A 19,757-nucleotide genomic window follows, 5' to 3' on the forward strand; every position below is an offset into this window, starting at 1 on the left:
CGGCGCTTACTCGACGGTCTGTTCGCGAAACAGCTGAACCTGCAGGTCGCCTTCGTTGGACATGTCCCGAACCACGGCCATGATGTCCTTGCGCACCTGCTCCACCCGCGACAGCGGCACTGGGCCCTGGCGACGGTTGATCGACTCCATCTGCTGAGCCTGGCGCTTGGGCAGCGCACCCTGGATGGCATTGACCAGCGCCGGCTCGGCGCCCTTGAGCGCAACCACCCACTCTTCCAGCGGGATCACTTCGAGCAGGGTCTGCAGCACGTCCTGGTTCTGCCGCGAGAGGATGAAGAAGTCGTACATTTCATCTTCGATCTTGCCGACCAGTTCTTCGTTGTGCGCGCGCAGCAGTTCGAACATCTGGTCTCGATTGCCCTTGAACCGGTTCATGATGTCTGCGGCCTGCTTCACGCCCCGCACCTGCGAACCCTGGTTCGTGAGCACTTGCAGACTGCGATCGATGAGCTGCTCCAGCTCGGCGATCACGTCGCTGTTGACCTCGCTCAGGTTGGCGATGCGGTACAACAGCTCGTCCTGACGCTCGGCCGGCATGCACTCGAGCACGTCGGTGGCCATCCCAGGCGGCAGGAAAGCGAGGAACACCGCCTGCATCTGCGCGTGCTCCTTGGCAATCAGCGCGGCGAACTGCTTGGGGTCCAGCCACTCCATCTTCGCCATCTTGGCGCGAATTTCTTCGCCATAGATGGAGTCGAGCAGCGAACGGGTGATGTCGCCACCCAACGCCTTGCCGAGCATGCCGGACAGGTAGGTGCGCGACGCACCCTTGATGCTGCTCTGCTCCTTGTAGTCATCGAAGAACCGGCTGATCACATCGGAGACCATCGGTTGCTTGACGTTGGACAGACGCGCCATCGCCTGGCTGATGCTGATGATTTCCTCGCGGGAGAAGTTGCGCAGGATGCCGGCCGAAATGTCATCGCCCATGCTCAGCATGAGGATGGCCGCCTGGTCCAGCGAACTCACCGAGCGCAACTGCACCGGGCGCGCCTTGATTTCCTTGCTCGAGCCGGTCGCCGACTCAGCTGGCTGGGTTGAGTTCTCTTTCATTGCGGCCTATCCAATGCTTGATGACTTCCGAAACGCGCTCCGGGTCGTTCTTGGCAAGCATCTGCAGATGCTCGATCTGTAGCTCCAGCCCCGAACCGGGCGCTGGCAGGCGAATTTCCGAGAGCGGATTGAGTTCGCCGAATACGTGTATGCCGTCGCCACTGGGTCGCGGGCTGGCCAGTGCTGCGCGCGTTTCCGCCTCGATCGGCAGCGGACCCGGCATCCCCGTCAGGGTGCCTTCCAGGGCCACCGGATCGGTCTCAACTGGCGCGCTGCGCTGGGTCAGGCTGCGCACTGCCGGGCGCACCACAATCAGCAACAGCAGCAGCGCGATCAGGCCGGCAACGCCCAGCTTGGCCAAAGCATGCACCTGGCTGTTTTCCCACCAGGGCACCTCATCAAGCGTGGTTTCCACACTGGCGAAGGGCAGCACGCTCAAGGTCAGCAGGTCGCCACGCGCCTGCTTGAAGCCAACCGCGCTGCGCACCATCGCCTCGAGTTCGGCGCGGGCCTCGTCGCCCCAGCCACCTTCTGGCGCGGCGGCGGCGTTGAGCACCACCGCGACGCTCTGCTGGCGCAGGGTGAAACCGGCATGCTTCACATGGATCACGCTCTGGTCGTAGTCCAGTTGACGGGTGGATTCCTCGCGCAGGGAGGTCGCACCCTTGGTTTCGCCCTTGACCGGCTTGGGCTCCTCGCCTTCCTTTGGCGGCGCGACAGGCCGGTTGGCCAGCGAGCCGGGCACACCGAGCGCCAGCTGATCGAGCGCGCTTTCGTTACTCAGCACCTCGCGACGCAGCCGCGGGGTTTCGCCATAGGACTGCAGCGTCTCTTCCTTCTGGCTGAAATCGATATCGGCCGCGACGCTGATGCGGTAGTTGCCACTGCCCAGTACCGGCGCCAGCACTTCTTCGATATTGGCCACCGCCTTCTGCTGATAGTCCTCCACGGCGCCCCAGTTCTGTGCCGGGCCACCGCCGACATTCAAGCCGCGCGACAGCAGGGCGCCGTATTGATCGACCACGCCAACATCTTCGGGCTTGAGGTTGGGCACGCTGCCGGCCACCAGATTGATGATCGCACTGACCTGATCGGCGCCCAGCTTGTAGCCGGGCTCCAGCTGCAGCATCACCGACGCCGTGCTCGGCGCACGCTTGCTGACCACGAAGGAGCTGTTCTCCTCCTGCGCCAGGTGCACACGGGCATGCTGAATGCCTTTGAGCGACATCACCGTGCGCGCCAGCTCGCCTTCGAGGCTGCGCTTGAGCCGCACGTCCTGGACGAACTGGCTGGTGCCCAACGGCTCTTCCTTGTCGAACAGCTCGTAGCCGGCCGGCAGGGCAACTTTCACGCCCTTGGCGGCAAGCAGCATGCGCGCCCGGGACAGCTGATCCTCGCGCACCAGAATCTGGCCACTCTGGGGATGGATGCGGTATTGCACAGCCTCGGCATCGAGCACCTGCATCACCTCGGCGACCGGAAAGGCCTCTCCGGCGCCATGCAGCGGACGGAACGAACCGTTATCGCGCCACAGGTAGAAGGCCACGGCGACTGCCAGCGCGGCGGCAATTACTGCCATGCCGGCGAGCGTTACCCGCGGGTCGAGTTGGAGGCCGCCGGCGGGCAGTTTGCTTTTGATTTTCTGCAGCACGTCTTAGCTCTCACGCCGGGTCAAAGCGGCGTTCTCATGACGTCGTCAAACGCCGTGGTCAGTTTGTTGCGCACCTGCAGCAACGCGGAAAACGACACGCTGGCCTTCTGGCTGTCGATCATGGCGCCCACCAGATCGTCGCTCTTGCCGCTGTCCACCGCGGCCATGGCAGCGCCAGCCTGATGTTGCTGCGCATCGACCGAACGCATCGCCGCCATGAACATCCCGCCCGCATCGGGCGCCGCCTGGTCAGCCGGTTTGATGGTCGTGCCACTGGCGACATCCTGAAGCTGCTGCATCCGGCCCAGCAGATCCTGCTGCACCTGAGTGATTGAACTCATCGCTGGCTCTCCCTTGTAAAACTCAGAAATTCAGCTCGATGCCCTGCTCGCGCATGGCATTGAGGCGGTAGCGCAAGGCGCGTGAGGTCATGCCGAGGCTGGCCGCCGCCTTGGTCTTGTGCCCATCGAACTTGCGGATGGTGTCGATCACGTGCTGGTACTCGGCCCACTTGCCGCTGGCGCGCAGGGCGGCTTTGCCGGACTCGACCGCGGGCAGCGGCAGCCGCTCGCTGCGCACTTCGGCTTGAGGCGGTGCGGCCAGCCCGAGATCCTGCGGCTGGATGAACAGGCCATTGCGCAACACCAGAGCGCGTTGCACGGTGTTTTCCAGCTCGCGGGCATTGCCCGGCCAGTCGTGCTGCAGCAAGGCGCGGCAGGCATCGCTGGTGAACAGTTCTTCGTCGGCTTCCTGCGGCGCGTACTTGGCCACGAAGCGGCGAGCCAGCGGCAGCACGTCTTCCTTGCGCTCACGCAGCGGGCAGATGTGCAGCGGCAGCACGTCGAGACGGAACATCAGGTCGGCGCGGAAACGCCCTTGCGCCACTTCCGCCTGCAGATCGCGGTTGGTCGCGGCGATGATGCGTACGTTGAGTTCGATTTCCTTGCGCCCGCCGAGGCGCTCCACGCGCTGCTCCTGCAGAACGCGAAGCAGCTTCGCTTGCAGCCCCAGCGGTAACTCACCGATTTCATCGAGCAACAAGGTGCCGCCGTTGGCCAGCTCGAATTTGCCTGGCTGGGCCGTCACTGCACCGGTAAAGGCGCCCTTTTCATGGCCGAACAGAATCGATTCGAGCATCTGTTCAGGGATAGCGGCGCAGTTCACCGCGATGAAAGGCGCATCGGCGCTGGCCGAGAAACGATGGATGTAACGCGCCATTAGCTCCTTGCCAGTGCCGGTTTCACCGGTGATCAGGATCGGCGCTCGGGTCAGCGATACACGCTGCGCCATGGCGAGTAGGCGGCGGCCAGCCTGGGAACAGGAGACGAAACTTTCCTGCGCGGCGTCAGCGAATTCCTGGCGGCGCAACAACGCGCTTAATTGACTTTCGCTGAACGGCGACAACAAGTAGTCGACACAACCCAGCTCAAGTAAAGCGGCCGCCTTTTCCTGATCGGCATACTGCACGACCGGAATAACACTGACCGAGCGCCCACGGCGAATAAGTGAATCGATCTGCGTATATAAGGCCGGCTGCTGAATCCCGCTGATCACAACGAAAACCAGTGACGTTCCTTTCAAGGCTGCACTATCCAGATCATTTAGATCGGCATGTAGAAAGACCGCGCAACCTTCCTTCCGCAAACCTGCTTCAAGGAACTCGCAACCCGCTTGGGCGGGGTTACCGACAATAAGGATTTTCTTGCGCGCCGGCGCTGGAGCGAATAGCTCTTCGCGGGAGTAGTTCATTGCATGACTGACACTGTTCAATGTGACCACCTTGGCGCCGTCAGGCTTTTGCTTGAACACAACGCCGGATTCGCTGAAAAAATTATTTAAGTCTTTTGGAACTTTTGTCGCCCTGTCTGTCCAACTCGCCGTACGAGATGGATCCGACACCGACTGTCCTCGAAACAATTGCGCGCACGCTAACAAGCCCGCCCGGAACCGCCCAATCAGTTCCGCTAAAATTAAATCAATTGCTCATAGCTGATCTCAAAAAAGATCAATTGATACCTATTGATTTAATCCTTCCTCGCGCCCAAGCCTAGACTGGCGGCACGCTAGAGCCATGCCCGTGACCTCAGGCATCGCAACCCCGCCCTGGCCAAACACTCTTCTGCTTATTCCCGCGCGACAGGCCCGTGCTCGCCGTGCAAGAACCAGGAAATACCGTTCACAACATGTCTGGCAATTCAAAAGTCCACCATGGCGTGCCCGCCCAAAGCCTGACTGTTTTGAAACCGCAGAAGCTTGGCCGGCATCATCACAAGATTCCTCAGTTCATCAAGGAAACCACCAACAAGAACCCACGCTTGATGGGCGATTACTTCTTGCGCAATTACCGGATCAGCCTCGAGCTGAGCAAGGTGGATGTGCAAGAGCCGGCAAACAAAGCGCCGGAGTGCATTTATCGATCGCCGATGGGAAAAGTTGGTTTCTCAATTGATCGGGCACTGCTTACCGAGGCACTCGAGTGCTATTACGGCGGCACCATAGTGCCCAGTCAGGAAGCACCGCCGATCAGCACCTCCGAACAACGGATGCGTGATCGACTGGGACTTGATCTGACTTATATCTTTGCGCGTTCAATATTATCCGGCGATACGTTTGGCGAACTTGAGCGCTACGAAAACGATTACGAAGAAACAACTTGGGAATATGTTGCTGAGTTCGAATACATCAGCCATTTGACCAATAGCCGTTCATCGATCTTCATTCATCTGGACACCGATCTGGTCGATGAACTGACCAGTCGCCTGGCCGGCCCGTTACCTGCTCGGCTGACAGGCAACCCGGTTGATCACATCAAACACCTGCCGGTACGGCTGGATTGCGTGGTCGCCTCGGTACAGATGCCACTGTCGCAAGTGCTTGCCCTGCAGCTCAACGACATTCTCATGGTGCGCCCGCTGGATCGTTACGAGGTGCGCATCAACCAGCAGAAGCTCTTCCGGGGGACTGTCTTCGAAGAAGACGGCGCCTTGTTCCTCACTTCACTTGAAAGCGTGAAATCCCAATGACCGGTCAACTGTCCGACAACGAATTCGAGAACCTCATCAACGAGGGCGACCTGAGCCTCGACGGCACCGATGAGCCGGCCGCTGCACCAGCCCCACAGCCCCAGGCACCGCGTCAGGACCTGAGCTTCTTCGGCAAGATTCCGGTCAACGTCACGCTGGAAGTGGCGTCGGCTGAAATTTCGCTGAAAGAACTGATGGAGTGCGACACCAGCAGCGTCATCGTCCTCGACAAGGTGGCCGGCGAGCCGCTGGACGTGAAGGTCAACGGCACCCTGTTCGCCAAGGCCGAGGTGGTGGTGATGAATGGCAGCTACGGCTTGCGCATCGTCGAACTGTCTGGCGTCGGTCTGGATGCGCTGACGCAATGAATCTGCGTCGCGGGCTGTCGCTGCTGTGCCTGTTGCTGATCGGCCTGTTCCCGCTGGCGGCACAGGCGGCCGGCGGCGAAATCACTCTGTTCAACCTGAACGATACGGAGAACGGCCAGGAATTCAGCATCAAGCTGCAGATCCTGATCATCATGACGCTGCTGGGCTTCCTGCCGGCGATGCTGATGATGATGACCTGCTTCACCCGCTTCATCATCGTGCTGGCCATCCTGCGCCAGGCCATCGGCCTGCAACAGAGCCCACCGAACCAGGTGCTGATCGGTATCGCGCTGATCGTCACCCTGCTGGTGATGCGCCCGGTCTGGCAGGAGATTCATAGCGCCGCCTTCGAGCCCTTCCAGAACGACGAGATCAGCCTGGAGCACGCGCTCGACGTTTCCAAGACCAGCCTGTCGGGTTTCATGCTGGCGCAGACCAACAAGACCTCGCTGGAGACCATGGTGTCGCTGGCCGGCGAGGAAGTGCCTGAGAACCTCGACGACCTGGACTTTTCCCTGCTGCTGCCGGCGTTCGTGCTGAGCGAGCTGAAGACGGCGTTTCAGCTGGGCTTCATGATCTTCGTGCCGTTTCTGGTGATAGACCTGGTGGTCGCCAGCGTGCTGATGGCGATGGGCATGATGATGCTCTCGCCGATGATGATTTCGTTGCCGTTCAAGCTGATGGTGTTTGTGTTGGTCGATGGGTGGGCGTTGTTGATGGGGACCCTGACCACCAGTATTCAGCCGTTTTAGGGGACGCTGAGATGAGTCATCGCTCCTCCTATGCCTCAGCGGCCGAACGATCTATCGCTTCTCGTAGCAGCGTGATGGGACGCCCAGTCTTTTCTTGCGATCAGGCGCTGGCGCAGACCTTCATGCACGACGCCGCGCTTTCCTCGGCTGGGACTACAGGTTGCGCCTTGCACGGCGCGTCACTTTTTCTTGTGTGGCCAAGAAAAAGTAACCAAAAAGAAGGCCACCCCTGCATCCGGGTTTTGCTGCGCAAAACTTCCCTCGCTCCGGCGCTGCTCCGGGGGTCGTCGCGAAGGGCCATCCCTGGCCCATCGCTCCTCGCTCGGCATCCATGCCTCGCGACCCCCTACGCAACGCCTACGCTCGGCCTCCTGAAGGGGACCCGGGAACGAGCCGTCTGGAAGTTCTTGAATGGCAACAGCAACAAAGCGCTTCAATCTTCGGCGGGCTTCGTAGGGTGGAAAACTGCGAAGCATTTTCCACCGCAATTGATACGTCGCTCGGTATCAAACTTCGCCTCCAAAAAGCGGTGGGTAAGCTTCGCGTTACCCACCCTACGATCGGCCGAAACTCGCACAACCGCTTCGCTGCACGGCCCATCAAACACCACCGAATCGCCCCTTTCAGGAGGCCGAATGGAATCGCTGCGTAGAGGGGCGAGCGGCATGGATGCCGCGAGAGCCGTGAAGGGCCATGGATGGCCCTTGCGCGGCGACCCTCGGAGCAGCGATGGAATGAGGGAAGTCGAGCGCAGCGAGACCCGGATGCAGGGGCAAGACCTTTTGGTTCCTTTTGGGGCGACTGCCAAAAGGGACTCGCCCAGCAGGGCGAAACCACTGCCTCAGCCCACATCGGCAATAGGTATCGCTCGAAGCCAAAGCCAAAGCCAAAGCCAAAAAGCTTCGCGAGCAAGCTCGCTCCTACAAAGATGCAGCACTGCAGCTCTGAGCTGCAAACCAGCCCTCACCTCCCAGGTGCTCCCATGCTGACCCCCGATACCGCCGTCAACATCGTCTCCAACGCCATCCACGTTATCGTGCTGGTGGTCTGCGTATTGGTGGTGCCGAGCCTGCTCGGCGGCCTGCTGATCAGCATTTTCCAGGCAGCCACCCAAATCAACGAACAGATGTTGAGCTTCCTCCCCCGCCTGCTGATCACCCTCGGCATGTTGGTGTTCGCCGGGCACTGGATTCTGCGCACTTTCAGCGATCTGTTCATCGAAACATTCACCCAAGCCGGGCGGCTGGTCGGTTAGCCGTGGGCAACGAACCCATCATGCAGGCCGGTCAGTACCTGCAGTCGCTGCTGGGGTACTGGTGGCCGTTCTGCCGGATCATGGCCGTGTTCAGCCTGGCGCCGATGTTTAGCCACAAATCGCTGAGCATCCGCGCGCGCGTACTGCTGGCCATAGCCCTGACGGTCGTGCTCACCGCCGCCCTGCCGCCGACCGCGCCCATCGACCCGCTGTCGATGAAGGGCATCCTCACGGCACTGGAGCAGATCGCTATGGGGCTGCTGCTGGGCGTAGCGCTAATGCTGGTATTCACGGTGTTCACCCTGATCGGTGATATCGTCTCCACCCAGCTCGGCCTGTCGATGGCGGTGTTCAACGACCCCATGAACGGTGTGTCGTCGGCCTCGATTGTCTATCAGCTGTATTTCATCCTGCTGGCGCTGCTGTTCTTCGCCACTGACGGCCACCTGGTAATCGTCACCATCATCTATCAGAGCTTCATCTTCTGGCCGATCGGCAGCGGCATCCATTTCGACGGCCTGCAGACCATCGCGATGTCGCTGAGCTGGGTCATTTCCGCCGCCCTGCTGATCGCGCTACCCATCGTCTTCTGCATGACGCTGGTGCAGTTCTGCTTCGGTCTGCTCAACCGCATCTCGCCAGCGATGAACCTGTTCTCCCTGGGTTTCCCCATGGCGATCATCGCCGGGCTGACGCTGATCTACCTGACCCTGCCCAACCTCTCGGAAGCCTACTTGCACCTGACCCGCGAGTTGCTGGGCAACATCGGCGAGATCTTGCGGAGCGGCCGCAATGTCTGAGAACAGCACCCAGGACAAAACAGAAGAGGCCTCCGAGCAGAAACTCAAGAAGAGTCGCGACGATGGCCAGGTCACCCGCTCCAAGGACGTCGCCACCACTGTCTCGTTGCTGGCGACGCTGCTGGTGCTCAAATTCAGCTTTGGTTTCTTTTTCGATGGCCTGCAACAGGCGTTCAGCTACTCGTACATCAACTTTCATCACAGCGAGATGACGCTTGATGACCTGCAGCTGATCCTCACCCACAACCTGCTGGTATTCATCAGCGTGCTGCTGCCGTTGCTGGTGACACCGATTTTGGTGATCGCCTTCGCCTTGGTCCCGGGCGGCTGGGTATTCGCTTCGAAGAACTTCGCCCCCAAGTTCAGCAAGCTCAACCCGATTACCGGTTTAGGACGGATGGTCGGCGCGCAGAATTGGACCGAGCTGCTCAAGTCACTGCTGAAGATCACCACCCTGCTCGGCGTCGCCATCGGCCAGCTCTATTACGCCGCGCCCAAGCTGATCGCGCTGCAACGCAGCGACATCAGCAACGCCATCGGCAGTGCCTTTTCGCTGACGTTCGACCTGGCGATCGCGTTGCTGATGGTTTTCCTGCTGTTCTCGCTGATCGATATCCCGCTGCAGCGCTTCTTCTTCCTGAAAAAAATGCGCATGACCAAGCAGGAGCGCAAGGAAGAGCACAAGAACCAGGAAGGCCGCCCCGAAGTAAAGGCGCGGATCAAGCAGCTGCAGCGCCAGCTGGCCCAACGGCAGATCAGCCGAGTGATCAAGGACGCGGACGTGGTGATCGTCAACCCGACGCATTACGCCGTGGCGCTCAAGTACGACCCGAAAAAAGCCGAGACGCCCTTCGTCATCGCGCGTGGTGTCGATGAAACCGCGCTGTACATCCGCAAGCTGGCTCAGGCCAACAATCTGGAAGTGGTCGAGCTGCCACCGCTGGCGCGCGCGATCTACTTCAGCACCCAGGTCAACCAGCAGATTCCGGCGCCGCTCTATACCGCGGTCGCCCACGTACTGACTTACATCCTCCAGCTCAAGGCCTGGAAACAGGGTCGCCGGGCCAAGCCCAGGCTGGCCAGCGACATTCATATTCCCGAAGAACTGTTCAACCGAGCACGATCATGAGTCTGATTCAGAAACTGACCCCGACCTTCAGCAGCGGTCGGATTGGGATCCCGCTGATCATCCTGTCGATTCTGGCGATGATCATCCTGCCGCTGCCGCCGCAGCTGCTGGACGTCTTGTTCACCTTCAACATCGCCATGTCGATCTTGGTGCTGCTGGTCAGCGTGTCATCGAAAAGTCCGCTGGATTTCTCGCTGTTCCCGACGGTGATCCTGATCACCACGCTGATGCGCCTGACGCTCAACGTCGCGTCCACGCGGGTGGTGTTGCTCGAAGGCCATACCGGCACGGGCGCGGCGGGTAAGGTGATTGAAGCCTTCGGTGAGGTGGTCATCGGCGGCAACTTCATCGTCGGCTTGGTGGTGTTCATCATCCTGATGATCATCAACTTCATCGTGATCACCAAGGGTGGCGAGCGGATCTCCGAAGTGACCGCACGCTTCACCCTGGACGCCCTCCCGGGCAAGCAGATGGCCATCGACGCCGACCTCAACGCCGGCCTGCTGACCAACGACGAAGCCAAGGCGCGCCGCCAGGAAGTCGCCAAGGAAGCCGATTTCTACGGCGCAATGGACGGCGCCTCGAAGTTCGTTCGCGGCGACGCCATCGCCGGCATCCTGATCCTGCTGATCAACCTCTTCGGCGGTTTCGCCATTGGCGTATTCGTCCATGATCTGGCCGCTGGCGAAGCTTTCAAGCAATACGCGCTGTTGACCATCGGTGACGGCCTGGTGGCGCAGATCCCGGCGCTGCTCCTGTCCACTGCGGCAGCAATCATCGTTACCCGGATCAACGAATCCAGCGACATCACCAGCCAGGTCCAGCGCCAGCTGCTGGCCAACCCGGCTTCGCTGTACACCGTGGCCGGCATCCTCTTCGTACTCGGCATGGTGCCGGGCATGCCCCACCTGGCGTTTATCGGTTTTGCCGCGCTGATCGGCTTCATTGGCTGGCGGGTGTCCCTGCACGAGCCGCCTGCGGCTGGTGCGGACCTGAAGGAAATCCAGGCCATCGGTCAGGCGATGGACAAGGAAAAAGCGCAGACCCTGGCCTGGGAAGACATTCCACTGGTCGAGCGCTTATCGATTTCGCTGGGTTACAAACTGGTCGGGCTGGTCAACGAAGCCTCTGGTGCACCGCTGCCGGCGCGGGTGCGTGGCGTGCGACAGACCCTGTCTGAACACCTGGGCTTTTTGCTACCCGAAGTACAGATCCGCGACAGCTTGCGGCTCAAGGCTTCGCAATACGACATCTACATCAATGGCGAGAAGATCGACGGCGCCGAACTGCACGCCGACCGCCTGATGGCGATTCCGTCGCCCGAACTCTATGGCGAGATCGACGGCATTCTCGGCACCGACCCGGCTTATCGCATGCAGGTCGTGTGGATTCAGCCGTCGGACAAGTCGCGCGCACTGAACCTCGGCTATCAGGTCATCGACTGCGCCAGCGTGGTCGCCACGCACCTGAATAAGGTAGTGCGCGAGCACTTGCCTGATCTGTTCAAGCACGATGACGTCGAGCACCTGATGCAGCGCCTCACCCTGCAGGCGCCAAAGCTGGCCGAAAGCCTGAAGAACGCCCTGAGCTACACCCAACAGATGCGTGTGTACCGTCAGCTGCTGTTGGAAGAAGTGCCGCTGCGCGACATCGAAACCATCGCCAGCACCCTGCTCGAATGCAGCGAAACCACCAAGGACCCGGTGCTGCTGGCGGCTGATGTACGTTATGCCCTACGCCGCAGCATCGTTTCGATGATTGCCGGTGATCGTCGCGAACTGGCGGTCTTCGTGCTGGAAAATGCGCTGGAAAATACGTTGCTCAATGCACTGGCCATTGCCCAGCAAGCCGGCCAGGTAAGCCTGGACAACATTCCGGTGGAGCCGAGCCTGCTCAACCAACTGCAGAACAGCATGCCGGTGGTGAAGGAAAAGCTGCGCAAGGACGGCCACCCACCGATCCTCACCGTGATGCCGCAGCTGCGTCCGCTGCTGTCACGCTACGCACGGGTATTCAGCCCAGGCCTGCACGTGCTATCGCAGAACGAGATTCCGGATCGGGTCGGGGTGAACATACTTGGGACGCTGGGTTGACCAGTCGCAGCCCTTGGCCCGTCGTGAGACGGCCAAAGGCGCCCAGTTTCGTGCTGACCGTCAGCGGCCTGCCCGAACGACCAAGGTTCGCCAGCAAGCTGGCTCCTACAAGTGCGGAACGGCGATCCCGCTCACTGTCCGTGCGGGCTGCTTATGTAGGAGCGAGCTTGCTCGCGATCAAGGGCCCTTCGTGGCTTCAGGGAGGACACAAGCCGCTTCGACTGCTTAAAGATTCTCCGCCAGGAACACCAGGCTCCGCCCATGGGCCAGTGCCGCGGCGTTCTGGTTGTAGGCTGGCCGCGCCCAGCAGTTGAAGCCATGGTCGACGCCTGGGTAGGTCTCGATCTCGGCCTGCCCGACCTGCGTCATCTTTTCCTGTACGGCGGCGACGGCGTCGCTGTCGATGTGGTCGTCTTCTTCGGCGAAGTGGAACAGCGTCGGGCAAGTAATCCGTTCGGCCTGATCCAGGCGCTTCTCGATGCTGCCGGGGTAGTAGCAGACCGCAGCATCGACGCCGGAGTTGGCCGCCAGCAGATAAGACAGCACGCCGCCCATGCAGTAGCCCAGTGAGGCTACACGTCCATTGCAGTCGTCGCGCCCACGAAGCAGCTCGGCGCTGCGGCGCAGATCATCGATGGCGAGGTCGAAGTCCAGCGCCTTCATCAGGGCAAAGGCACGCTCCCAGTCGTCGCCGTCATAACCGAGCTTGACGCCCGGCTCGCTACGCCAGAACAGGTCGGCGGCCAACACCACGTAACCATCGGAGGCGTACTGATCGGCCACCGACTGGATGTGCTCGTTTACACCGAAGATTTCCTGAATCAGCACGATGCCGGGGCCGTGACCGGCCGGTGGCAGCGCCAGGTAGCCTTTGAAGGTCTTGCCGTCTTGCGCGGGAATGTCGATCCACTGTGAAGTCATGCCTGTCTCCGTTGGGTGGCGAGTTGCCGTACACGTTTCAGGGGCGCCGAAGAGCACCGGTCGAACAGGTGCGACAGGAACAGAGGGACTCGAGTTCGCGCCGCTTAGCCTTTTGCGGCACAAGATCCAACCGAGAACTCGACAAAAGCGATGAGGAACATACTGCCGTGTGTCTTGGGTCAGAGTTCTGACTCGGCTGCCCGCCTCCACTAACATGCAAGGCCGGCTTGAGCACAACAGACACGGAGACGACCGATGCACCAGGCGCCCGCGCCCGACTCCCATGCCGCCCACGGCGAGCCGAACGACCCGCGTCTCTATCGCAAGATTGCCTGGCGGCTGATCCCGTTCCTCTGCTTCTGCTACCTGGCGGCGTACCTGGACCGCATCAATGTCGGCTTCGCCAAGTTGCAGATGGCCGAGCAACTGCAGCTCAGCGAAGCGGCATTCGGCCTCGGGGCGGGCCTGTTCTTCGTCGGCTACATCCTCTTCGAAGTGCCCAGCAATCTGATCCTCAAGCGCGTCGGCGCGCGGGTCTGGATCGCGCGGATCATGATCACCTGGGGCGTGCTGTCGGCCTGCACCATGACGGTCACCACGCCTAACCAGTTTTATGTGGTGCGTTTTCTCTTGGGTATCGCCGAGGCGGGCTTTCTGCCGGGTGTGCTCTATTACCTGACGCTATGGTTTCCCACCTACCGCCGTGGGCGGATCATCGCGCTGTTCATGATCGGCCTGCCGCTGTCGAGCGTGATCGGCGCGCCCTTGTCCGGCTGGATTCTCGGTGCCTTTGATCAGGTTCAGGGCCTGCGCGGCTGGCAGTGGCTGTTCCTGCTCGAGGGAATTCCCAGCGTGCTGCTCGGACTGCTGGCGCTGCGCCTGCTGCCCGACGGCCCAAAGCGCGCCGGCTGGCTGGACATCACTGAGCAGGGCCAGGTATTGCGCGACCTGGCCGTCGACGAGGCGCAGAGCCCGGCCAGCGGCGAAACTTTTCGTCAGGGCTTCTTCAACCTCAAGGTGTGGATGCTCGGTGGCATCGATTTCGCGATCCTGCTGAGCGCCTATGCGCTGGGCTTCTGGATGCCGACCTTTATCCGCAATGCCGGTGTCAGTGATGTTTCAGAGATTGGCCTGCTGACTGCAGTGCCCAGCATTGCCGCGGTGATTGGCATGCTGGTGCTCGGCGCCAGTTCCGACCGCTTCCGCGAGCGGCGCTGGCACATCATCCTGCCGTTCTGGATCGGCGCCGCAGCCATGGCCACCAGTACCGCCTTCACCGACAACGTGATGGCAACGGTGCTGCTGTTCTCCATCGCCCAAGCGGCGATCATTGGCGCGGTTCCGGTCTTTTTCAGCCTGCCGGCCACCTTTCTCACCGGCACCGCGGCGGCAACCGGCTTTGCCCTGGCCTGCTCCCTGGCGAACATCGCCGGACTGGTCAGCAATACGTTGATCGGCGTTACGCTCGACCTCACCGGGGAAAGCGGTGCGGCACTCTGGTTTTTCGCGGCGTGTCTGGTGCTCGGCTCGCTGCTGGTGATCGCGCTGCCGGCAAAGGTGGTGAATCGCTAGTCGCGCCGCCTGGGCATCAGCTCACCAATCAGCCGGGTGTATTCATCACTCGGCCGGTCCAGGGAGAAGCCCATTTCGAAACTGTCACGGCGGGAATCCTTGCGTACCCACTGGCACAGCACCACGACCTGCACTTCACGGGTTCGATCGCCTACGGTGGGCACATGCAGGCACATTTCGTAGCAGCCGTTCACGCCCAGGGGTTGCTTCGCGACCAGGCGCAGCCCGCCCATCGACAGGTCGGCCACGTAGCCCATGGGGTCGCCGCTGAGGCGGTTGGTGACTTGAATACGGCTGAGATGGCGAAAGGTGAGTCGGCTGTGTTGGCGCATGGCGAGGCTCTGGCAGTCCTTTATTCCGCAGCACTGCAGCAGAGAGCGTGCTCCCCGGCACGACGGCATGCGGTGTACCTACTGCCTGCAAGCGACCGAAACACAGCAGAAATTAAGTGCCTATCCAGCTTTTTTTCAGCTAGCGGAGCGGGGCCAAACCTCCGCTCCGCCGTTGCTCAGCGCTCGGGGCGGTCCTGCTTGTTGCGCTTGAGCGCCTCTTCCTCACTGACATCGTCAGCCATCCCCGGCGGGACGTTGTAGGCACCGCCTGGAACGTCGTCGCGATCGCCTCCGGCGGCTTCGCCATTGCTGGTTCTGCTCGCCTGATCGACACGCTCATCGTTGCGATCGTTGATCGTTTCCAGGTTCTCTTTGCCGCGTTCGGATTGATTCATGGGACCTCCGTCTGGTTGCACATTCGGACACCGCTCGGCATCCCCATAGGTTAGGAAGACGCGCGATCGCAGAAGTTGCATGCAGTGTTGTCGAGAAGACCGGCCATTCGGCAGACACGCTGAACTAATCCGGCCTGATGACGGCCAAAAAATCATCTGGGGATTTCCCCACTGCCGCCGTGTGAATCTATGCAACTGACTCGAAGCCTGCCCGTCGACACCACGCCCGTGACATGCGAGGTGGCAGCGCCTTCCAGGGCGCTTTACTTTGCCCTGCTCGACGCTCCCGACGATACCGCCGTGCGTAACCGCGCTGCTGACTACCTCAATGCCCAGCTGGACGCCGCATCCGCGCTGTCCTGCGATCTGCCGCCAGATCCGGCCGGGCTTGGGGACTGGCTGGACGCGCATACCGCCAAAATCGGCGGTCAGTACCAGGCCTACCTCGACGAACGTCGCGCCGGCGGACCACGCCGCTATTTCACCAGCAAGGCCCATGCCCTGCACTTTCTGCGTGGCGTGGCGCCAACCAAGCTGGTCGACGGTGCCTGGCTCTATGGCCTGCTGCAACGCTGGGACGACGCGCGCTTCACCTCGCTGATCCAGACCTATCTGGAAGAGCTGGGTGAAGGCCAGCCGGAAAAGAATCATGTGGTGCTGTACCGCAAGCTGCTCGCCAGCCAGGGCTGCGACGACTGGCAGAACCTGGACGATGACAACTTTGTTCAGGGAGCGATCCAGCTGGCACTGGCCGAGCACGCCGAGCAGTTCCTGCCCGAGGTGATCGGCTTCAATCTTGGCTACGAGCAGCTTCCGCTGCATCTCTTGATCAGTTCGTACGAACTCACCGAGCTGGGCATCGACCCCTATTACTTCACCCTGCATGTGACGGTCGACAACGCCGACAACGGCCATGCGAAGAAGGCCATTCAGGGCCTGCTCGCCGCCTGGCCCCAGGTGGGCGACGGCGACGAGTTCTATCGCCGTGTCATCAATGGCTATCGCCTCAACGATCTCGGTGCGAGCACGCTTTCGGTGATCGGTGGCTTCGATCCCGAGCAGGAAGTGATGCGGGTGCTGGAAAAGAAGGCCGGCGTTGGGCAGTTCGTGCACTCCGACTACTGCCGCTTCGACGGCCGTACCGTGAACCAGTGGCTTGCCGAGCCAGAGCTGATCCCCCAATTCATCGAGACGCTGCAACGCCGCAGCTGGATCAAGCGCCACGAAGATCCGCAAAACAGCCGCTTCTGGCAGCTGATTACCGGAGAACAGGGGCCGATGTTCGGGGTTTTCAGTGGTCACGAGCAGCAATTGATCCACGATTGGATTGCCGGCGACTGGCTCGCTGAGCAGCCGGCTACCCGCGGCAAACCGCACCCGTCGTTGGCGCAACGGCAGGTGCCGTTCAACAGCCGCCGGCGAATGACAGCCGAGCGGCCGGCAAAGCCGGCACTGGTGCAGCAGGACACGCCGGTCAGCGACTTCGATCAGGAAACCTTGCTGCTCGAACAACAACTGACACAGCTGCCGACACGCGAGGCGCGCATGCGTCACCTGTTGCCACTGCTGGCGCCGACCCGCCATCACAGCGCGGCAGGGCTGCTGGCCACCCGCATCTTTACTGGATTGTTCAACTGAGGCGAATTCGCCAGGGATCTCACATGACCACGGAAACTGCCCAGGACCGCGCGCTGCTGCACCTGGCTCAGGCGCTGCGCGAGCGCGGTTACCACTTCATCACCCCCACGCCACTGACCCATGAACGGGTCAATGCTCGGGTGGAAAATCAGTTGGCGAACGACCTGGAAGGCGTGTTTGGCTGGAGCCGACCCTTCCAGCATGAGCTGCTGCCACCTGCCATCTTCAGCCTGATGGATCAGGCCGGCGTGCTTGCACCCTGTGATTCCCGTTGGCGCAGCCGCGTGCGAATGTCGAGCCTCGACGGCCAGCTGTTCGTGCACTCGGCCTACCCCACCGACGCAGCGGACGCGGTGTTCTTCGGTCCCGATACCTATCGGTTCGCCAATGCGATCCTGGCCCACCTGAACAACCACAAAGGGCAGATCGGGCGCGCGGTGGACATCGGTTGCGGCTCGGGCGCCGGGGCGATTCTCACGGCCCTGGCGCGGCCCCAGGCAGAAGTCCTGGCGGTCGACATCAACCCGGCCGCGCTGCGCATGACCCGCACCAACGCGGCACTCGCCGGGGCCGACAACCTCAAGGCACGCCACAGCGATCTGCTCAATGACATCGAGGGCGAATTCGACCTCATCCTGGCCAATCCACCTTATCTGGTCGATCCGGACGAGCGCGCCTATCGCCACGGTGGTGGACCCCTGGGCGCCGGACTGTCCCTGGCGATTTTCGACGGTGCGCTGCAGCGCCTCGCGCCATGCGGCACCTTGCTGCTCTATACCGGTGTGGCGATGAAGGGCAATCAGGACCCGTTCCGCCGCGAGATCGAGCAACGCCTCGAAGGCCATGGGCTGGAATGGCGATACCGCGAAGTCGACCCCGACGTCTTCGGTGAGGAGCTGCTCGACGGCGCCTATACCGAGTGCGACCGCATCGCTGCGGTGGTGCTGGAAGTGACCCGTTCGGCTGCTTGAAGCGGCCTGCGGCACCTGAACCGACACCGCGCGGAAAACGCTTGGCGGTTTCCACCCTACACAGGCAGCAGCACAAGGCAGGCCGATAGGGTGATCAGCGAGCCGAGCGTCGATAGCAGCACCACACGCGACACCCGCGACGCTTCGCGCCCATAGAATTCGGCGAGCATGTAAGGCCCGGTGCCGGTGGGCAACGCACTGAGCAACAGCGCCGAATAGGCCCATAGGGTCGGCAGCTCGAAGACCTGAAAAGCCAGGAACCAGGTGACCAGCGGCTGTACCACCAGCTTCAACGTGACCAGCGGCCATACCCCGCTGACCTTGCCGCCGGGCTGCGGCTGCGCGAGGAACAATCCCAGCGAAACCAGCGCACAGGGCGCCGCCGCCGCACCCAGCAACTTCAGCAGTGTTGCCACCGGCACCGGCAGGGCCAACCCGCTTGCCGCCCATAACCCACCCAGCATCGGCGCCACCACCAGCGGGTTACGCAGCAGTGCAACGCTGACCTTGCGCAGCGTTCGGCTGAAGCCCTGCCCGGCGTGCAACCCGGTCTCCACGCATGCCAGAGCAATGGCAAACAGCACGCATACCACAATGATCGAGGCGACCATGGCCGGCTGCAGCGCCTCGTCACCCAGCACCAGCATGCACAGCGGAATGCCGATGTAGCCAGTGTTCGCATAGGACGCCCCAAGCGCATCGAGACTGGCATCGGCCAGCGGCTGCTTTTGCAACAGTCGATAACCGAGCGTAAAGCCGAATACGCCCAGGCAGCCCACCGAGAACGCCGTGATAAAGCCCGGCTGCCAGAGCTGTTCCCAGGTGGAATTGGCGACCACGCTGAACAGCAGCGCCGGCAACCCCAGCCAGACCACGAAACGATTGAGTTCGGAGGCGCCCGTCGGCCCCATGCGGCCAGTGCGACGGCAGATAAAACCGAGGAAGATCAGCGCAAAAACCGGCAGGACGACGTTAACGACGGCGGACATGGACTCTCATCGGGTGGTGACCGCCGGAGTGTGGGGGTATAGGGCGGGGTAGCAGACCTTAGCAAAAAATGGCTTACCGCATGACTAGAGGCGGATCGCTACACGACAGGCGAAGAGGCATCGGCTGAACGTTTCGCTTAATGGCGATGAGCGAAAACGTCCAACCCACACCCGACCTCGCCCAGTTGACGACAGCCTAGCCCCGATCTAATGCAACAACGTCGACACCGGATACCCGTTCGGCTCTGCACGACCGGCCGCAAACTCTGCTTCGACACGGCCGCGCATGGCATCGGCGCCCTGCGGGAAGCCGCTGCGGTCGCTGTAATCCCACTCAGTGACCAGCTGACTTTCGCTTGCCAGTGCTTTGGCACAGGAAATATCCAGCGCGGTAATGCCAGCCACAGCGCCAGCGGCGATGGCCGCGTTGACCTGTTCGGTACCGTTTTCGATGCTCAAGCCAAGGCCGACAAGATCCAGTGCATCGCCGCCGATGCGGCCATAGATCCACGGCTTGGGATCGTCAGTCAGCAACAGGCCGACGCCGGTGGCGATTTCCCGCGCACCGCAGGCGCGAATCAGGCCCTCGTTGTCGGGCACGCCGAGAAAACGGGCCAGCTTGCCCGGCATCAGTACTTCGGCCAGACCCAGCCCGATGCTGAACCAGCCGAGGCCACGCGCCAGCGTACGGGCGGAGTGGTTGGTACGGGTAACACGATGGGGAACACTCATGAAAATTCCTCCTCAGTAGCCGCCTCAGATTGCGAGCACGGCACTCTCGGGCCCTGTGAAAA

At 61.6% G+C, this 19,757-nt stretch carries 19 protein-coding genes; 10 read left to right on the forward strand and 9 right to left on the reverse strand.

Annotation, left to right across the window (positions count from 1 at the left end; genetic code table 11):
• Positions 1 to 6 precede the first annotated feature (6 nt).
• The 4 genes from CXK96_RS14545 to CXK96_RS14560 are packed head-to-tail and all read right to left on the reverse strand — an operon-like array spanning position 7 to position 4,474.
• A complete protein-coding gene (locus tag CXK96_RS14545) occupies positions 7 to 1,074 on the reverse strand; it encodes a FliG C-terminal domain-containing protein (RefSeq protein WP_102837154.1) in 1,068 nt (355 codons plus the stop codon).
• The gene (gene fliF, locus CXK96_RS14550) at positions 1,046 to 2,725 is read right to left on the reverse strand and encodes a flagellar basal-body MS-ring/collar protein FliF (RefSeq protein ID WP_102837155.1); all 1,680 of its coding nucleotides are present in this window, start codon (positions 2,723 to 2,725) and stop codon (positions 1,046 to 1,048) included. The genes CXK96_RS14545 and fliF overlap by 29 nt, the downstream gene beginning before the upstream one ends.
• 20 nt (positions 2,726 to 2,745) lie before the next feature.
• A complete protein-coding gene (locus CXK96_RS14555; RefSeq protein WP_102837156.1) occupies positions 2,746 to 3,066 on the reverse strand; it encodes a flagellar hook-basal body complex protein FliE in 321 nt (106 codons plus the stop codon).
• A gap of 22 nt (positions 3,067 to 3,088) precedes the next feature.
• Positions 3,089 to 4,474: a sigma-54-dependent transcriptional regulator gene (locus tag CXK96_RS14560; RefSeq protein WP_102837258.1), complete on the reverse strand. Its 1,386-nt coding sequence runs from the start codon at positions 4,472 to 4,474 to the stop codon at positions 3,089 to 3,091.
• A gap of 434 nt (positions 4,475 to 4,908) precedes the next feature.
• Between CXK96_RS14560 and CXK96_RS14565 the strand changes: the two genes are divergently transcribed.
• The 7 genes from CXK96_RS14565 to flhA all read left to right on the forward strand — a co-directional run bounded on the left by CXK96_RS14565 (position 4,909) and on the right by flhA (position 12,145).
• Positions 4,909 to 5,748, forward strand: coding sequence for a FliM/FliN family flagellar motor C-terminal domain-containing protein (locus CXK96_RS14565; protein ID WP_102837157.1), 840 nt, complete (start codon positions 4,909 to 4,911; stop codon positions 5,746 to 5,748).
• Positions 5,745 to 6,116 (forward strand): flagellar motor switch protein FliN, encoded by a 372-nt coding sequence (gene fliN / locus CXK96_RS14570; protein ID WP_046163473.1) that lies wholly within the window; start codon positions 5,745 to 5,747, stop codon positions 6,114 to 6,116. The genes CXK96_RS14565 and fliN overlap by 4 nt, the downstream gene beginning before the upstream one ends.
• A complete protein-coding gene (gene fliP, locus CXK96_RS14575; RefSeq protein WP_102837158.1) occupies positions 6,113 to 6,868 on the forward strand; it encodes a flagellar type III secretion system pore protein FliP in 756 nt (251 codons plus the stop codon). The genes fliN and fliP overlap by 4 nt, the downstream gene beginning before the upstream one ends.
• 982 nt (positions 6,869 to 7,850) lie before the next feature.
• Positions 7,851 to 8,123: a flagellar biosynthetic protein FliQ gene (locus tag CXK96_RS14585; protein ID WP_019342009.1), complete on the forward strand. Its 273-nt coding sequence runs from the start codon at positions 7,851 to 7,853 to the stop codon at positions 8,121 to 8,123.
• Between the two features lie 20 nt (positions 8,124 to 8,143).
• Positions 8,144 to 8,923 (forward strand): flagellar biosynthetic protein FliR, encoded by a 780-nt coding sequence (gene fliR, locus CXK96_RS14590; protein WP_102837160.1) that lies wholly within the window; start codon positions 8,144 to 8,146, stop codon positions 8,921 to 8,923.
• Positions 8,916 to 10,052: a flagellar biosynthesis protein FlhB gene (gene flhB / locus CXK96_RS14595; RefSeq protein WP_102837161.1), complete on the forward strand. Its 1,137-nt coding sequence runs from the start codon at positions 8,916 to 8,918 to the stop codon at positions 10,050 to 10,052. The genes fliR and flhB overlap by 8 nt, the downstream gene beginning before the upstream one ends.
• The gene (gene flhA / locus CXK96_RS14600; RefSeq protein WP_102837162.1) at positions 10,049 to 12,145 is read left to right on the forward strand and encodes a flagellar biosynthesis protein FlhA; all 2,097 of its coding nucleotides are present in this window, start codon (positions 10,049 to 10,051) and stop codon (positions 12,143 to 12,145) included. The genes flhB and flhA overlap by 4 nt, the downstream gene beginning before the upstream one ends.
• A 225-nt stretch (positions 12,146 to 12,370) precedes the next feature.
• On the opposite strand, the gene CXK96_RS14605 is transcribed toward flhA, so the two are convergent.
• Entirely contained in the window at positions 12,371 to 13,066 is a 696-nt protein-coding gene (locus tag CXK96_RS14605; protein ID WP_102837163.1) for a dienelactone hydrolase family protein, read from the reverse strand.
• A 255-nt stretch (positions 13,067 to 13,321) separates the two neighbouring features.
• Between CXK96_RS14605 and CXK96_RS14610 the strand changes: the two genes are divergently transcribed.
• The gene (locus tag CXK96_RS14610) at positions 13,322 to 14,638 is read left to right on the forward strand and encodes an MFS transporter (protein WP_102837164.1); all 1,317 of its coding nucleotides are present in this window, start codon (positions 13,322 to 13,324) and stop codon (positions 14,636 to 14,638) included.
• Here the strand turns inward: CXK96_RS14610 and CXK96_RS14615 are convergent.
• On the reverse strand, positions 14,635 to 14,970 hold the full coding sequence (locus CXK96_RS14615; RefSeq protein ID WP_102837165.1) for a PilZ domain-containing protein: 336 nt from the start codon (positions 14,968 to 14,970) through the stop codon (positions 14,635 to 14,637). The genes CXK96_RS14610 and CXK96_RS14615 overlap by 4 nt on opposite strands.
• Before the next feature lie 176 nt (positions 14,971 to 15,146).
• A complete protein-coding gene (locus CXK96_RS14620; protein WP_102837166.1) occupies positions 15,147 to 15,365 on the reverse strand; it encodes a hypothetical protein in 219 nt (72 codons plus the stop codon).
• Between the two features lie 189 nt (positions 15,366 to 15,554).
• Here CXK96_RS14620 and CXK96_RS14625 point away from each other — a divergent pair, with 189 nt between their 5' ends.
• Entirely contained in the window at positions 15,555 to 17,003 is a 1,449-nt protein-coding gene (locus CXK96_RS14625; protein WP_102837167.1) for an iron-containing redox enzyme family protein, read from the forward strand.
• A 23-nt stretch (positions 17,004 to 17,026) separates the two neighbouring features.
• Positions 17,027 to 17,974, forward strand: coding sequence for a methyltransferase (locus tag CXK96_RS14630; RefSeq protein ID WP_102837168.1), 948 nt, complete (start codon positions 17,027 to 17,029; stop codon positions 17,972 to 17,974).
• A 56-nt stretch (positions 17,975 to 18,030) separates the two neighbouring features.
• Here CXK96_RS14630 and CXK96_RS14635 read toward each other — a convergent pair whose 3' ends face one another.
• The gene (locus tag CXK96_RS14635; RefSeq protein WP_102837169.1) at positions 18,031 to 18,963 is read right to left on the reverse strand and encodes an AEC family transporter; all 933 of its coding nucleotides are present in this window, start codon (positions 18,961 to 18,963) and stop codon (positions 18,031 to 18,033) included.
• 207 nt (positions 18,964 to 19,170) lie between these two features.
• Positions 19,171 to 19,695, reverse strand: coding sequence for a transcriptional regulator (locus CXK96_RS14640; protein WP_102837170.1), 525 nt, complete (start codon positions 19,693 to 19,695; stop codon positions 19,171 to 19,173).
• Positions 19,696 to 19,757: the final 62 nt, after the last annotated feature.

Source organism: Stutzerimonas stutzeri, from assembly GCF_002890895.1.
Lineage (GTDB): Bacteria > Pseudomonadota > Gammaproteobacteria > Pseudomonadales > Pseudomonadaceae > Stutzerimonas > Stutzerimonas stutzeri_AB.